Source organism: Variovorax sp. J22R115 (assembly GCF_030317005.1).
Lineage (GTDB): Bacteria > Pseudomonadota > Gammaproteobacteria > Burkholderiales > Burkholderiaceae_C > Variovorax.
Genome location: NZ_JASZYM010000003.1, coordinates 165,453 through 180,310, shown reverse-complemented (window position 1 = coordinate 180,310; position 14,858 = coordinate 165,453). Strand labels below are relative to the sequence as shown.

At 65.2% G+C, this 14,858-nt stretch carries 15 protein-coding genes; 10 read left to right on the top strand and 5 right to left on the bottom strand.

Features of this window, described 5'->3' with window-relative positions:
* Positions 1-172: 172 nt before the first annotated feature.
* The 8 genes from QTI04_RS06230 (at position 173) to QTI04_RS06195 (ending at position 8,024) form a co-directional block, all read left to right on the top strand.
* On the top strand, positions 173-1,369 hold the full coding sequence (locus QTI04_RS06230; RefSeq protein WP_286614546.1) for a substrate-binding domain-containing protein: 1,197 nt from the start codon (positions 173-175) through the stop codon (positions 1,367-1,369).
* A gap of 196 nt (positions 1,370-1,565) precedes the next feature.
* Positions 1,566-3,014 carry a PHB depolymerase family esterase gene (locus QTI04_RS06225; protein ID WP_286614859.1) on the top strand — a complete coding sequence of 483 codons (1,449 nt, stop codon included), beginning with the start codon at positions 1,566-1,568 and terminating at the stop codon, positions 3,012-3,014.
* A gap of 42 nt (positions 3,015-3,056) precedes the next feature.
* A complete protein-coding gene (locus QTI04_RS06220; protein ID WP_286599170.1) occupies positions 3,057-3,821 on the top strand; it encodes an ABC transporter ATP-binding protein in 765 nt (254 codons plus the stop codon).
* The gene (locus QTI04_RS06215; RefSeq protein WP_286599167.1) at positions 3,818-4,543 is read left to right on the top strand and encodes an ABC transporter ATP-binding protein; all 726 of its coding nucleotides are present in this window, start codon (positions 3,818-3,820) and stop codon (positions 4,541-4,543) included. Before QTI04_RS06220 ends, QTI04_RS06215 begins: the two co-directional genes overlap by 4 nt.
* Positions 4,540-5,520 carry a branched-chain amino acid ABC transporter permease gene (locus tag QTI04_RS06210; protein ID WP_286614545.1) on the top strand — a complete coding sequence of 327 codons (981 nt, stop codon included), beginning with the start codon at positions 4,540-4,542 and terminating at the stop codon, positions 5,518-5,520. Before QTI04_RS06215 ends, QTI04_RS06210 begins: the two co-directional genes overlap by 4 nt.
* A gap of 9 nt (positions 5,521-5,529) precedes the next feature.
* Positions 5,530-6,594, top strand: coding sequence for a branched-chain amino acid ABC transporter permease (locus tag QTI04_RS06205; RefSeq protein WP_286599163.1), 1,065 nt, complete (start codon positions 5,530-5,532; stop codon positions 6,592-6,594).
* A 50-nt stretch (positions 6,595-6,644) separates the two neighbouring features.
* A complete protein-coding gene (locus tag QTI04_RS06200; protein ID WP_286614858.1) occupies positions 6,645-7,466 on the top strand; it encodes an alpha/beta fold hydrolase in 822 nt (273 codons plus the stop codon).
* Between the two features lie 51 nt (positions 7,467-7,517).
* On the top strand, positions 7,518-8,024 hold the full coding sequence (locus QTI04_RS06195) for a DUF1993 family protein (RefSeq protein ID WP_286614544.1): 507 nt from the start codon (positions 7,518-7,520) through the stop codon (positions 8,022-8,024).
* A 16-nt stretch (positions 8,025-8,040) separates the two neighbouring features.
* On the opposite strand, the gene hemH is transcribed toward QTI04_RS06195, so the two are convergent.
* The gene (gene hemH, locus QTI04_RS06190) at positions 8,041-9,072 is read right to left on the bottom strand and encodes a ferrochelatase (RefSeq protein ID WP_286614543.1); all 1,032 of its coding nucleotides are present in this window, start codon (positions 9,070-9,072) and stop codon (positions 8,041-8,043) included.
* 39 nt (positions 9,073-9,111) lie between these two features.
* Between hemH and QTI04_RS06185 the strand changes: the two genes are divergently transcribed.
* Complete coding sequence (locus QTI04_RS06185) at positions 9,112-9,813, top strand: HAD family hydrolase (RefSeq protein WP_286614855.1); 702 nt, start codon at positions 9,112-9,114, stop codon at positions 9,811-9,813.
* Positions 9,814-9,825: 12 nt separating this feature from the next.
* Here the strand turns inward: QTI04_RS06185 and QTI04_RS06180 are convergent, their stop codons facing one another.
* The 4 genes from QTI04_RS06180 to QTI04_RS06165 form a co-directional block, all read right to left on the bottom strand.
* The gene (locus QTI04_RS06180; RefSeq protein ID WP_286599155.1) at positions 9,826-10,365 is read right to left on the bottom strand and encodes a hypothetical protein; all 540 of its coding nucleotides are present in this window, start codon (positions 10,363-10,365) and stop codon (positions 9,826-9,828) included.
* The gene (locus QTI04_RS06175; protein ID WP_286614854.1) at positions 10,365-11,036 is read right to left on the bottom strand and encodes a C39 family peptidase; all 672 of its coding nucleotides are present in this window, start codon (positions 11,034-11,036) and stop codon (positions 10,365-10,367) included. The genes QTI04_RS06180 and QTI04_RS06175 overlap by 1 nt, the downstream gene beginning before the upstream one ends.
* 19 nt (positions 11,037-11,055) lie before the next feature.
* Positions 11,056-11,427: a hypothetical protein gene (locus QTI04_RS06170; RefSeq protein WP_286614542.1), complete on the bottom strand. Its 372-nt coding sequence runs from the start codon at positions 11,425-11,427 to the stop codon at positions 11,056-11,058.
* A gap of 96 nt (positions 11,428-11,523) precedes the next feature.
* On the bottom strand, positions 11,524-12,933 hold the full coding sequence (locus tag QTI04_RS06165) for a hypothetical protein (RefSeq protein WP_286599151.1): 1,410 nt from the start codon (positions 12,931-12,933) through the stop codon (positions 11,524-11,526).
* 565 nt (positions 12,934-13,498) lie between these two features.
* Here QTI04_RS06165 and QTI04_RS06160 point away from each other — a divergent pair.
* The gene (locus QTI04_RS06160) at positions 13,499-14,851 is read left to right on the top strand and encodes an acetate kinase (RefSeq protein ID WP_286614541.1); all 1,353 of its coding nucleotides are present in this window, start codon (positions 13,499-13,501) and stop codon (positions 14,849-14,851) included.
* Positions 14,852-14,858: the final 7 nt, after the last annotated feature.

Below are 14,858 nucleotides of genomic sequence, written 5' to 3'. Positions count from 1 at the left end.
AGTCAGCCGATTCGAGACGCGGCCCAGGAACCCCGCGGAACCGGCTCCGCCGGGCCGCAGGGGGTTGCCCCCGTAAAGGGGGTGGAGAGCGACGCGAAGTGCGCGAGTCTGGGGGTGGCTTCACCTGGCATGAACTGTGCAAGATTCAGCCATCATCATCAGGAGACAAAGAATGCAACGTCGCCACCTCGTCGCCTTGGCAGGGCTCGCCATCGTCGGCGCATCGGCCCTGACCGCTCCGGCCTGGGCCCAGTCCAACGAGATCAAGATCGCCCACATCTATAGCAAGACCGGTCCGCTCGAAGCCTACGGCAAGCAGACGCAAACCGGCTTCATGATGGGGCTGGACTACGCAACCGGCGGCACCATGACCGTCAACGGCAAGAAGATCGTCGTGATCGAGAAGGACGACCAGGGCAAGCCCGACCTCGGCAAGTCGCTGCTGGCGGCGGCCTATGCCGACGACAAGGCCGCGCTCGCGGTCGGCCCGACCTCTTCGGGCGTCGCGCTGGCGATGCTGCCGGTGGCCGAGGAATACAAGAAGATCCTGCTGGTCGAGCCCGCAGTGGCCGACTCGATCACCGGCGACAAGTGGAACAAGTACATCTTCCGTACCGGCCGCAACAGCTCGCAGGACGCCATCTCCAACGCGGTGGCCGTCGACAAGGCCGGTGTCACCGTGGCCACGCTCGCGCAGGACAACGCTTTCGGCCGCGACGGCGTGAAGGCGTTCAAGGATGCGCTCAAGAAAGCCAAGCTCGCGCACGAGGAATACCTCCCGCCCGCGACCACCGACTTCACCGCGGGCGCACAACGCCTGATCGACAAGCTCAAGGACCAGCCGGGCCGCAAGATCATCTGGATCGTGTGGGCCGGCGCGGGCAATCCGTTCAAGATCGTCGACCTCGACCTGAAGCGCTACAACATCGAGATCGCGACTGGCGGCAACATCCTGCCGGCGATGGCGGCCTATAAGTCGCTGCCGGGCATGGAGGGCGCGGCCTACTACTACTTCGGCATCCCGAAGAACCCGGTGAACGAGGCCATGGTCTCGATGCACTACAAGGAATTCAAGACGCCGCCGGATTTCTTCACGGCGGGCGGCTTCTCGGCCGCGATGGCGGTGGTGACCGCGCTCAAGAAGACGGGCGGCGACACCAACACCAACAAGCTCATCTCCGCCATGGAAGGCATGAGCTTCGACACGCCCAAGGGCAAGATGACCTTCCGCAAGGAAGACCATCAGGCGATGCAGAGCATGTACCACTTCAAGATCAAGGTGGACCCGGCTTTCGCGTGGGGCGTGCCCGAGCTGGTCCATGAGATCAAGCCGGAAGAGATGGACATCCCCATCCGGAACAAGAGATAACGCCCAGGCTCGCGCACTTCGTGTCGCTCTCCACCCCCTCTCCGGGGGCAACCCTGGCGGCCCGGCGGAGCCGGTTCCGCGGGGTTCCTGGCTCTTGACGTAGCGCGCAACGGTTCTTTCCATCGATCCCCTTCGTGAGGGGGCGGTTCAGTGCATCCTAAAAAACCAACAGGAGACAAGCATGAAGCGCTACTGGATGATGAAGACGAGCATGGTCGCGGCATTCGCCGCATTGGTGGGACACGCGCCGACGGCCGCGGTGCCCCTGCCGGCCCTGGGGGCCAACGCGGCGGAAGTGAGTGTGTCGGGCCTGTCGGCCGGTGGGTTCATGGCGGTGCAACTGCACGTTGCCTATTCGGCGACCTTCAAGCGCGGAGCGGGCGTGGTGGCCGGCGGCCCCTACTACTGTGCGGAAGGATCGATCGTCAACGCGACGGGGCGCTGCATGACGCACACCACCAGCATCCCGGTGTCGTCGCTCGTAAGCACGACCAACAGTTGGGCATCGAGCGGATTGATCGACCCGGTCTCGAATCTTTCGACCTCGAAGGTGTATCTCTATTCGGGCACGTCGGACAACACGGTCAAGCAGGCCGTGATGAACGACCTGAAGACCTACTACCAGAGCTTCGTTCCCGCCGCGAACACTTACTACAAGAACAACCTCGGGTCCGGTCACGCGATGATCACCGACGACTACGGCGGCAGTTGCGGAACGACGGCAACGCCCTATATCAACAATTGCGGCTTCGATCTGGCCGGGGACATTCTGCAGTACCTGTATGGCCCTCTGAATGCCCGCAACAACGGCACGCTGTCGGGCACCTTCACCGAATTCAATCAGACCGATTTCATCAGTGGTCACGGCATGGCCGCGACGGGGTGGATCTACGTCCCGCAAAGCTGCAGCAGCACGTCGTGCCGGACGCACGTGGTGCTGCATGGCTGCAAGCAGAACTTCAACGACATCGGCGACAAGTACGTGCGCAACACCGGCTACAACCGCTGGGCCGACACCAACAACATCATCCTGATCTACCCGCAGACCAGCACGGCCGCCACCAACAGCTGCTTTGACTGGTGGGGTTACGACAACGCGAACTACGCCAAGAAATCCGGCCCACAGATGGCAGCTATCAAGGGCATGGTGGACCGGGTGATCAGCACTTCGGGTGGCGGCGGTGGCGGAACGGCGCTGCCTGCACCCACCGGCGTCGGCACTTCAGGCGCCACCGCCAGCAGCATGGTGATCGGCTGGAATGGCGTCTCGGGCGCCGCGGGCTACAACGTCTATCGCGGCAGCGGCAAGGTCAATGCATCGCCCGTCGCCGGCACCAGCTACACCGATACCGGGCTCGCCGCATCAACGACCTACAACTGGAGCGTGACGGCGGTGGATGCCGGCAACGTGGAAAGCGCGATGTCCGGCTCCGCTTCGGGCACCACCCTGGCCGGCAGCGGCGGTGGCGGGGCGACTTGCTACACCGCCAGCAACTACACCCACACCACGGCAGGCCGCGCCACGCAAAGCGGTGGCTATACCTACGCCAAGGGCTCCAACCAGAACATGGGTCTGTGGAACACCTTCATCACCACGACCCTGAAGCAGACCAGCCCCAACTACTACGTGATCGGCACATGCTGAAGCCAACTCCCACTGCCGATCGGCAGCCTTGCCTGTTTGAAGATGCTTGAAACCCGAGACCTGACCATCCGCTTCGGCGGCCATGTGGCGGTGAATGCCGTCAGCTGCGCTTTCGCGCCCGGCACGCTCACCGCGATCGTCGGCCCGAACGGCGCGGGCAAGACCACCTATTTCAATCTGATCTCGGGCCAGCTCAAGGCCACCGAGGGCACGGTGTGGCTCGACGGGCAGCCGTTGTCCGGATTGCCGGCCTCGGCCCGCACCCGCGCGGGGCTGGGCCGGGCCTTTCAGCTGACGAATCTCTTTCCCCATCTGTCGGTGCTGGAGAACGTACGCCTGGCCGTACAGGCGACGCGCGAAGGGCCGCATCGGCGCGGGCTCAACCTCTGGAGCATCTGGAGCGACCACCGATCGCTGACCGAGCGCGCCGATCAGATCCTGGCCGACGTGGCGCTCAAGGCCAAGGAGCACGCCACGGTCGCGAGCCTGCCGCACGGCGACCAGCGCAAGCTCGAAGTCGCGTTGCTGATGGCGCTCGAACCCAAGGTGTTCATGTTCGACGAACCCACGGCCGGCATGAACGCGGCGGAGGCGCCGGTGATCCTCGATCTCATCCGCGCGCTGAAGAAGGACAAGAGCAAGACCATCCTGCTGGTCGAACACAAGATGGACGTGGTGCGGGAACTCGCGGATCGCATCATCGTGCTGCACAACGGTCAACTCGTGGCCGATGGCGAACCGGCCGAAGTCATCGCCTCGCCGGTGGTTCAAGAGGCCTACCTGGGCGTGTCGAAGGAGGCCGCATGACCACGAACCTGCTGGAACTGAGCGGCGTGCACACGCACATCGGCGCGTACCACATCCTGCACGGCGTCGACCTCGTCGTGCCGCGCGGCCAGCTCACGATGCTGCTCGGCCGCAACGGCGCAGGCAAGACCACCACGCTGCGAACCATCATGGGCCTGTGGCACGCATCGCAAGGCCGCGTGCGCTTCGGTGACCACGACATCACCGCGCTCCACACACCGCAGATCGCCGAACTCGGCATTGCCTACGTGCCGGAGAGCATGGGGATCTTCTCGGACCTCACCGTGAAGGAAAACATGCTGCTCGCCGCACGCGCCGCGAAGAACGCCGACCAGATGGACGACAAGCGGCTGAAGTGGATCTTCAAGCTCTTCCCCGCGGTCGAGAAGTTCTGGAACCACCCTGCGGGCAAGCTCTCCGGCGGGCAGAAGCAGATGCTTGCCGTGTCGCGAGCGATCGTCGAGCCGCGCGAGCTGCTCATCATCGACGAGCCCAGCAAGGGCCTCGCGCCGGCCATCATCAACAACATGATCGACGCCTTCAGCGAGCTCAAGCACAGCGGCGTCACGATCCTGCTGGTCGAGCAGAACATCAACTTCGCGCAACGCCTGGGCGACACGGTGGCCGTGATGGACAACGGCCGGGTGGTGCACGGCGGAAGCATGGCGGCGTTCTCGGCCGATGAACAGCTGCAGCAATCGCTGCTGGGTTTGGCACTATGAAAATCGACTTCGACTGGAAGCCCGTTGCGTTGGTGCCGGTGCTCGCGCTGATCGCACTGCCCTTGACGGGTTCTGTCTCCACTTGGCTCACGCTCACGGTCGCAGGCCTTGCGATGGGCATGATCATCTTCATCATCGCCTCCGGTCTCACGCTGGTGTTCGGGCTGATGGACGTGCTGAACTTCGGCCATGGCGTGTTCATCGCCTTCGGCGCCTTCGTCGCGAGCAGCGTGCTCGGCGGCATGTCCGACTGGACCGGCTCGCAGGAGCTGTGGCGCAACCTCGTGGCCGTGTTCCCGGCGATGCTGGTGGCCATGGCGGCGGCCGGTGCGGTCGGCCTCGCCTTCGAGCGCTTCATCGTGCGGCCCGTGTACGGCCAGCATCTGAAGCAGATCCTCATCACCATGGGCGGGATGATCATCGGCGAGGAGCTCATCAAGGTGATCTGGGGCCCCGGGCAGATCCCGCTGCCGCTGCCCGACGCGCTGCGTGGCTCGCTGCTCATCGGCGATGCGGCGATCAGCAAGTACCGCATCCTGGCAGTCGTGATCGGCGTGTTCGTGTTCGGCCTCCTTGCATGGACGCTGGGCCGAACCAAGATCGGCCTGCTGATCCGCGCCGGGGTTCAGGACCGCGAGATGGTCGAGTCGCTCGGCTACCGCATCGGCCGGCTGTTCGTCGGCGTGTTCGTGGTCGGCAGCGCACTCGCGGGGCTGGGTGGCGTGATGTGGGGGCTGTTCCAACAGAACCTCATTCCGCAGATGGGTGCGCAGGTCAACGTGCTGATCTTCATCGTGATCATCATCGGTGGACTGGGGTCGACGGCCGGCGCGCTGATCGGCGCCTTGCTGGTCGGCCTGATGACCAACTACATCGGCTTCCTCGTGCCCACGCTGACGCAGTTCGCCAGCATCTTCCTGATGGTGGCCGTGCTGCTGTGGCGCCCCCAGGGCGTGTACCCGGTCGCGAACCGCTGAAGGACGACCATGCTCTCCCGTCTTCTTTCCAACGACATGCCGCGCAGCCGACTGCTCGCGGTTCTGCTCGCCGCGCTGGTGCTCGGCCTGGCCTTCGCGCCTTTCATCTTCCCGGGCGTCAAGGCGCTGAGCGTCGCGGCCAAGGTGCTGGTGTTCATCGTGCTGGTCGCGAGCTTCGACCTGCTGCTGGGCTACACCGGTATAGTGAGCTTTGCGCAGACCATGTTCTTCGGCATCGGCGCCTACGGCATCGCGATCTCGGCCACGCGGCTCGGCGCAGGGTGGGGCGCGGTGCTGCTCGGCCTCGGCGCTGCGCTCGTGGTCTCGCTGGTGCTCTCGCTTGCGATCGGGCTGTTCTCGCTGCGGGTGCGTGCGATCTTCTTCGCGATGATCACGCTCGCGGTGGCGTCCGCGTTCCAGACGCTGGCTTCGCAACTGTCGGACTTCACCGGCGGCGAGGATGGCCTGACTTTCAAGCTGCCCGAGCTGATCTCGCCCAGCTTCGAGTTTGCCGAGGAGCCTTTCCTGGGCGTCTCGCTCGACGGCCGCCTGCTTTGCTACTACATGCTGTTCGTGGTCGCGGTGGTGCTGGTGCTGGCGCTGCTGCGCATCGTGAACTCGCCCTTTGGCCGCGTGTTGCAGGCGATCCGCGAGAACGAGTTCCGCGCCGAGGCGATCGGCTATCGCGTGGTCGTCTATCGCACGACGGCCTCGGTGTTGTCGGCGCTGTTCGCGACGCTCGCAGGCGCGATGCTCGCCATCTGGCTGCGCTACAACGGGCCCGATACCTCGCTGAGCTTCGAGATCATGATCGACGTGCTGCTGATCGTCGTGATCGGCGGCATGGGGACGATCTACGGCGCGGTCATCGGCGCGGTGATCTTCGTGGTGGCGCAGAGCTACCTGCAGGATCTTCTGCGCTTCGGCAGCGAGGCCGCGAGCGGTGTGAGCTGGCTCGCCGCGTTGCTGTCGCCGGACCGATGGCTGCTGTGGCTGGGCGTGCTGTTCGTGCTCTCGGTCTATTACTTCCCGACCGGCATCGTCGGCCGTCTTCGTGCGAGGGCATCGCGGTGATCACTCCCATTTCGAACTACACGCAGCTCGCCGGCCGCGAGATCCACTGGATGGATTGGGGCCCGCGCGAGGGCCCGGTGGTCATCGCCTGGCACGGCCTGGCGCGGACCAGCCGCGATATGGATGAGCTTGCGGCGTATTTCTCCGAGCGCGGCTTCCGGGTGATCTGCCCGGACACGATCGGGCGTGGCCTCAGCCAGTGGAGCCCGGCGCCGGACGAGGAATACCAGTTGTCCTTCTACACGCGCATCGCGGCCGCGCTGTGCGACGAGCTGAAGCTCACGCGCGTGCACTGGGTCGGCACGTCCATGGGCGGCGCGATCGGGCTGGTCTGTGCCGGTGGCCTGGTCGAGCCGGCGATGAAAGGCCGCATCGCCAGCCTCGTGCTCAATGACACCGCGCCGCAGATCGCCGAGGCTGCCGTCGAACGCATTCGCTCCTATGCGGGGCAGCCGCCCGCTTTCGACACGGTCGTCGAACTCGAAGCCTTCTTCCGCACTGTCTACAAGCCCTATGGATGGCTCAGCGATGCGCAGTGGCGGCGGCTGACCGAGACATCGACGCGGCGCCTGCCCGACGGCCGCGTGATGCCGCACTACGACCCGGCAATGGTGCGGCAGTTCAGTGCGCACCCCGACGACTATGTGCTGTGGCCGCACTACGACGCGGTGGAAGCGCCCTTGCTGTGCCTGCGCGGTGTCGAGTCCGATCTCGTGCTGCCCGAGACGCTGGACGAGATGCGCCGCCGCGGTCCGGGCGCCAAGGGCCGTCTGCAGATCATCGAGATCCCGGGCTGCGGGCATGCGCCGGCGCTCAACGTTCCCGCTCATCTCGAGCCGATCGAGGCCTTTATCCGCGCCGCCGGCACGTGAGCGATGGCGGCCCGACAATCGGGCCGCCCATTCAACACGGAGTCAAACAACATGGCGCTCTCGCTCTACGACATCTCGGTTCCGGTGTTCATCCGCGGACTCGGCCAGCTTTCCCACGTCCTGGACAAGGGGCTTGCGCATGCGCAGTCGGCCGGCATCGATTCCGCCCAGCTCGTCGATGCGCGCCTCGCGCCGGACATGTTCACCCTCGCGGGGCAGGTGCAGAGTGCGAGCGATGCATCCAAGCTCGGTACGGCGCGCATCGCCGGCGTCACGGCGCCCAGCTTTCCGGACACCGAGACGACCTACGCGGAACTCCAGGCCCGCGTCGCCAAGACGATCGACTATCTCAACACCGTCGACCGTGCCCTGATCGACGGTGCCGAAGAGCGCGAGGTCACGATGAAGGTGCGCGGCGCCGAACTGAAGTTCACCGCGCAGCGCTACCTGCTGCAGTTCGCGCTGCCGAACTTCTTCTTCCATGTCACGACGGCGTACGACGTGCTGCGGCACAGCGGCGTGCCGCTCAGCAAGCTCGATTATCTCGGTCGGTACTGATGGCGTCGTGGCGGATTCAGGCCCGCCGGGTGGGCCAGCCGCCGAGGTGACGGTCCGCGATGTTCGACAGCGCCGTGATCCACGCGTTGCTGTCGTTGAGACAGGGGATGTAGCGAAATTCCTTGCCGCCCGCGTCGAGGAAGGCCTCGCGGCCTTCCATCGCGATCTCTTCGAGCGTCTCCAGGCAGTCGGCTGGAAAGCCAGGGCACATGACGTCGACTCTGGAAACGCCCGCCGCGCCGAGTTCGCGCAGTGTGGGTTCGGTGTAGGGCTCCAGCCATTTGGCGCGACCGAAGCGCGACTGGAAAGTGATGCGGTACTGCGCTGTGGTCAGCTGCAGCTTGTCGGCCAGCAGACGCGCGGTCGCTAGGCACTGCGCCTGGTAGGGGTCGCCGAGCCTGATGTTGCGTTCCGGAATGCCGTGGAAGCTCATCACCAACCGGTCGGGGCGTCCGCTCTGCTGCCATTGGCGCGTCACGCTGTGCGCCAAGGCGTCGATGTAAAGCGGATCGTCGTGGTAGTCGTTGACGAAGCGAAACTCGGGCACGCGGCGCACGCCGGCACTCCAGGCATTGACGGCGTCGATCACGCTCGCCGTGGTGGTGGCCGAGTACTGCGGATAGGCCTGCAGCACAAGCACGCGCGTGACGCCTTCGGCCTTCAATTCATCGAGCCGGGAGGCGATCGATGGATTGCCGTAGCGCATCGCATCGCGCACCGTTACGCGATGGCCTTTCTCGCCGAGCCAACCTGCCAGCAGCGTCGCCTGCTTCTTCGTCCACACCTTGAGCGGGGAGCCCTCGGGTGTCCAGATGCTGGCGTACTTGGCGGCCGACTTTGCGGGCCGCGTGCGCAGGATGATGCCGTGCAGGATCAGCGCCCACAGCGCGCGCGGGATCTCGACCACGCGCGGGTCGCCCAGAAAGTCGGCCAGGTACGGGCGAACGGCGCTCGCCGTCGGCTCGTCGGGCGATCCCAGGTTGCACCAGAGCACGGCGGTGCGCTCCTGGGCGTTGTCGGCGGCAGGCGGTTCAGGTCGAAAAGGCATGCGATATTCTCGGTCATGCCCTCCGTGACCCCTGATTCCATGACCCTCGACGTGAAGCGCATCGCCGCGATTTCACTCGACCTCGACGACACGCTCTGGCCGATCTGGCCGACCATCGAGCGCGCCGAACGCGTTCTTCATCAATGGCTGGTGCGCGAGGCGCCGAAGACGGCAAGCCTGCTGATCACGCCCGGCGTATTGCGCGAATTGCGCGAAGCCACGGCCAAGGAGCGCTCCGATCTTGCGCACGACCTGAGCGCGCTGCGCCGCGAGTCCATCCGCGCAGCGCTGCGGCGCGCGGGCGAAGACCCGGCTCTGGCGGACCCGGCCTTCGATGCCTTCTTCGCCGAGCGGCAGCGCGTGACGCTCTACGACGACGTGCTGCCCGCGCTGCGGTGGCTGAGCGAGCGCTATCCCCTGGTGGCAATTTCCAATGGCAATGCCGACCTGAATCTCACCGGCGTGAGTCGCTGGTTTCGCAGCGGCTTCAATGCGCGCGAATTCGGCAGCGGCAAACCGCATGCGCCGATCTTCCGGGCCGCGGCTGCGTCGGTGGGGCTGTTGCCGAAGGACGTGCTCCATGTCGGCGACGACGCTGTGCTGGACGTGGTCGGCGCGCTCGAAGCCGGCATGCAGGCCGCCTGGCTGGTTCGCGATGAGCGTCCGTGGGAACACGGCGCGCGGCCGCAACTGATCGTGCCGAACCTGCACGCGCTGTGCATGGCGCTGGAGTCCGCGTAGCCTGGGTATCCGTCAACGCGAGCTCATGATGGCACGTGCCACCGCGTCGCTCACCGACGACTGGATGTTGTAGTTCTTCAGCATTCCCGCCGCGTTGCTGGTCGCATTGATCACGGTTTGATTCACGATGTGCTGGTTGTCCAGCGTGTTCTGGATCACGGTCCCGTAGTTCGCACCGCCCTGTTGCGCCGCAACGGTGTTGCCCGGACCGTTCTGCACAAGATTCAGGCTCGACAGCTGCTTGTCGAGTTGCGCCGCCTGCGCCGGAGTCAGGTTGTTGATATGGCCGAAGTCCAGCGTGGTTTGCGTCACGAGGTTGCCGTTGATGTAGACAGCCCGCGTGATCCCGAAGCTCACCAGCAGCCCGTTGCCCGGGTCGAATCCGCCGCGCATCTGGTCGAGCGTGTGGCTGCTCACCGCCATCCATAGCTCCTCGCGGCGCGGCACGGGGTCGGATTCGCCTGAGTGCGCCTGCGAAAGGGCGCTTCCTGCCAGCGCGCAGAGGCAGAGCCCCAGCACCGAGCGCACGAACGGAAAGTGCCGTGCCTTCATCAGAAGTCTCCCGGTCCCAGCTTCGGCATGGTGATGTCGCTCATACTTGCTCGGCCGACGCCACGCGCCAGCGGCGCGCGAGGTGACACGCGCCAGTCGGCCGCCACGTTGAATTTCGCCTGCTCCATGTGGCTGTGGATGACGAAGAGCAGGCCGTTCTTCCAACTCTCGTCGAATACCTTGCGCGACATCGCGCGTGTGCCTTGTGCGGGATCGCCGACGAGTACGCGGTCGTCCTGCACGCCCTTGACCACGACAAAGTGGTGGTAGCCGTTCGTATTGATGAGGACGATGGCGGGGATGCGCGCCTGGTTGAGCTTTTCGAGCGGCTGCTCGAATCCGTCGGCCTTGAAGCCGTGTGCCTCCAGGTAGCGCTTCATGTCGAGCAGCGAGAAACCTTCCTTGTGGATCTTCGCCTGGTCGCCGTTCTCGTACATCTCCTTGAACACCGCCTCTTCGGTGACCGGGTAGTCGTAGTGGTGCGTCAGCAGCGTGGCGAGGGCCGCCGAGCCGCAACTGAAGTCGTATTTCTGGATCAGCGTACGCCCCATGCGCGCCTGTTTCAGGCTGGTGATGGGGATGGTCACGTCCATCCCGCCCAGGCCGGGCAGGTAGGCCTGCTGGGCAGGCGCTGCGATGGCCGCAGTCAGCAGTGCGAAGGAGAGCAGCATGCCGCGCATGGCGCTCTCCTCAGTTCATCTGCAGATGAAGGATCACCGCGTTCTGTATCAGTACATTCGCGCCGGAGTTCTGGATCACGACCGGCAGTCCATTCATGTTGGCGAACGAGCCCGCACTGATGGTGTTGTCGCCAGTGTTGACACGGTTGGCGGAGTTGTTGGCCGTGGTGCCGTTCAGCGTCATCTCGTTGCTGACTTGCTCGCTTCCTCCGCGATAGCTTGCCAGCGTTGCAGAGTCGACCGGCACGGCGGCAAAGGCCACGCTTCGATCACTGCCGGCCGATGCCTCGCTGGTCGCCGGAGCGCCTTGCGCCACAGCCGCGGCAGGCAACAGCAAACCCAGGGCCGCGCAAACGGACCCGATGAGGGTAACGAATTTCATGGCGTGTCCCTTCAGCCTCGTGTGAGGGCGAGCCGACAAGCGCCGTGCGGCCTGAACGGATCAGGCTGCACGGCGTTCATCGGTCTTCGCGATCGATCAGCGTCCCACGGACAGGTTGGCCTGGACGTTCACGCTCTGTTGAACCATCGAGGCAATGCCGCTGTTCTGGTTCGCGACCATGATGCCCGCGGCGGTTTGACCGACGCTCGTCATGGAGTTGGACATGTTGAATGTACCGGCGTTGACCGTGTTGGTTCCACCTGCGCCACCCGTACCGCCGTTGCCGACGCCACCGGTTCCGCCGTTGCCCGTGTTGGTTCCGCCTGCGCCGCCCGCGCCGCCGGTGCCGCTACCGCCTGCGCCGCCGGCGCCTGCAGTGTTGTTACCGTTGCTGGCGCTGCCATTGGTAGCGCTGCCGTTCGTGCTCGAGCCGCCTGCGCCGCCCGTGCCTGCGCCGCCGGTCTGCGTGCCGGTCGCGGTGCTGGTGGCTGCTCCACCGCCGCCGCCCGAGCCGCCCGCTCCACCGGCACCCGTGGCGCCGCTCGCGCCGCCTGCGCCTGCCGTGCTGGTCGATGTGCCGGCTCCGCCCGCACCGCTCGCGCCGCCTGCACCTGCCGTGCCGCTGGCACCGCCCGCGCCGCCCGCGCCGCCTGCTGCGCCTGCGCCGCCCGCGCCGCCTGCTGCGCCGGCCAGGCCACCGTCACCGCCTGCGCCGCCGCCGCCGCCATAGCCGCCCGAGCCAGCCGAGGTGCTGCCGGAGCTTCCGCCACCGCCGCCACCGCCGCTCCTGCCGCCGAGTGCCGCGGACAGGCTGCCGCTGCTTCCGCCGCGGCCGCTGTCGCCGCTCGAGCCGCCGCGTCCGCCGTCGCCGCCACTGGACGAGGCGCGTCCGCTGCCTTGCAGGCCTGCGGCGATGCCGCCGAGGCCGTTGCCGCCGTCACCCGCAGTCGATCCGCCGTTCGTGGCGCTGCCATGCGTGATGGCGCCATTGGATGCGCTGCCACCCACCGCGCCGACCGCGCCCGTGCCCGTGGCGCCGTTGCCGCCTTGGCCGGAGGCTTCGCCGCCTCGGCCTGTCCCACCGCGACCACCGTAGCCTGAGCCGCCGGCAGCTGAGCCAAGGTTGGTCGCGTAGTTGCCGATGTGGGACACCGTGTTGCCGGAGACATAGCCATCCAGCTTGCTGACGGCCGTCGCCTTGGCTGTGTTGAATGCGTTGGTGAAGGTGCCGGTGGATCCGTTGTTGATTGCAGCGGAACGCGCGGCGCTGGCCTCTGCAGCACCCGATTCCCTGTTGGTGCTCGTGCTGTTGCTCGTGCTGTTGCGCGTACTGTTGCTGGTGCTCGTGCGCGTGCTCGTGCTGGTACTCGTGCTTGTCTCGGTGTTGGTGTTGCTGCCCGTCTCCGTACGCTGACGTGCAGACTGGTCGGTGTCATTGGCAAATACCACCGAACCGCTGAACCCGAAGGCAAGCGCAATGGCCGAAGCCAGAAGTGTCTTTTTCATGAACCCTCCAAAAAGTTGAACAAGCTTGGTAGTGACGTGCGTCGCCGCAAATCACGGGCGGCTGTGCAACTTCGGTGCCACCAACTTACTGCTTGTTTCGCGCATGGCGTTCTCCATTGGGGAAGCGTTCCATATGACAGTTCATGAATGCATGCCCTAGCTGACCCAGAGGCACGTGGGGGGTGTTTTCGGGCTCGCAGTGTCACAGGTGCTTGACGGTGCACCCTGCCCGCATGCATCGCTTGCGGGGAGGCACGAGCCGCGACTTGACACCTCGGACAGTCCCGAAAGTTTCTCTTTCTGTCTCATGCGTGTGACAGCCGATTTCGCGTAAGTAAGGCGTTGCACGTATGCCGAACGGTATAGCGATGAGGCGCGGTCTTGCCTCTGGTGGCGCGGGCCTTTCGACGTGCGTCGGGACCGAAGTGCCACACCTCTGAGACACCCCACCCGTGTGGACTATCGACTTACCTTTAATTGCAACTTCTTGCTTGGCACTGTTACAGCAATGAGATTAGTCTGGCGCCCGATACCTCGCGGGAAGAACCATAAAAGAGGGGAAGAGATGGAGACCAATCGTCCGCTCAAGGCGCTCGTGTTGCTTGCCTATTCTTCGATGGCATGGACGGGCGCTGTTGCGCAGTCGCAGGGGACGACGGCAGCGCGGAACACACAGACCACAGCCAAGCGCGTCGAAGCACTCCAGAAGCAGTTGGCCGATCAGGGCCGGGAGATCGAAGCGCTGCGCAAGCAGGCCTCCGAGCAGGAAGCACGCTTTCGCGAACTGCAGGATCGCATGGTCACCCAGGAAGCGCGCGAGACGCTGCTGGCCCCCGGCAGCAAACCGCAGGTGATCACGCCCGGCACGCCCACCAGGATCCCGACCGAGACCGCACAATCCGCCGAAGACACGTCCACGACGCCCGTGCGCGTGGGCGTGGCACCTGCCGCCGAAGTCGAGGCGCCGCCCGTCGCCCAGATCTTCAGTGAGCCCAGCATCCTCACGCCGAAGGGCACGTTCGTCCTGGAGCCTTCGCTGCAGTACATCTATTCGTCCAGCAACCGGGTGGCGCTCGTGGGCTACACGGTGATTCCCGCGATCCTGATCGGCCTGGTGGACGTTCGCGAGTTCAAGAACAACACCTTCATTTCCGCGCTGACGACTCGGTGGGGTGCGACCAACCGTATGGAACTCGAGTTGAAGGTGCCATACGTCAACCGTTCGGACAACATGATCAGCCGCGAGATCTTCACGGGCAGCGCCTTCGACAATGTCTTCAATACGCACGGCAAGGGCATCGGCGATGTGGAAGCCGCGATTCGCTACCAGATTGCCGACGGCCGGGACAACAACAAGCCCTACGTGGTTGGTGCGCTGCGCTTCAAGGCGCGCAATGGCAAGGATCCCTTCGAGGTGCCGGTCGACTGCGTGACGCGGTGCGTCGGCAATGCCACCGGCACGGCCCTGCCGCTCGAGTTGCCGGTCGGATCCGGCTTCTATTCGTTGCAGCCGAGCCTGACCTTCCTGCTGCCATCGGATCCGGCAGTGTTCTTCGGTGGTCTCAGCTACACCTACAACTTCGCGCGCAACGACGTCAGCCGCACGGTGCTGAACGGGCAGACGGAGTTTCTCGGGGATGTGAAGCCCGGGGACGTCTTTGGCATGAATCTCGGCATGGGCCTGGCCATCAACGAGCGTTCGTCCTTCAGTCTGGGCATGGAGCTGTACTCCGTCGGGCGGACCAAGCAGAACGACCAGTACGTCATCGGCTCGGTACGCACCCAACTGGCCTCGCTGCTGCTGGGTTATTCGTACCGCTACAGCGACAAGACCCTTCTGAATGTCAGTGTCGGCGCCGGGTTGACCCGCGACACGCCGGATCTCCAACTGACAGTCAGGGTGCCGTTCACCTTCTGAGTGCGGC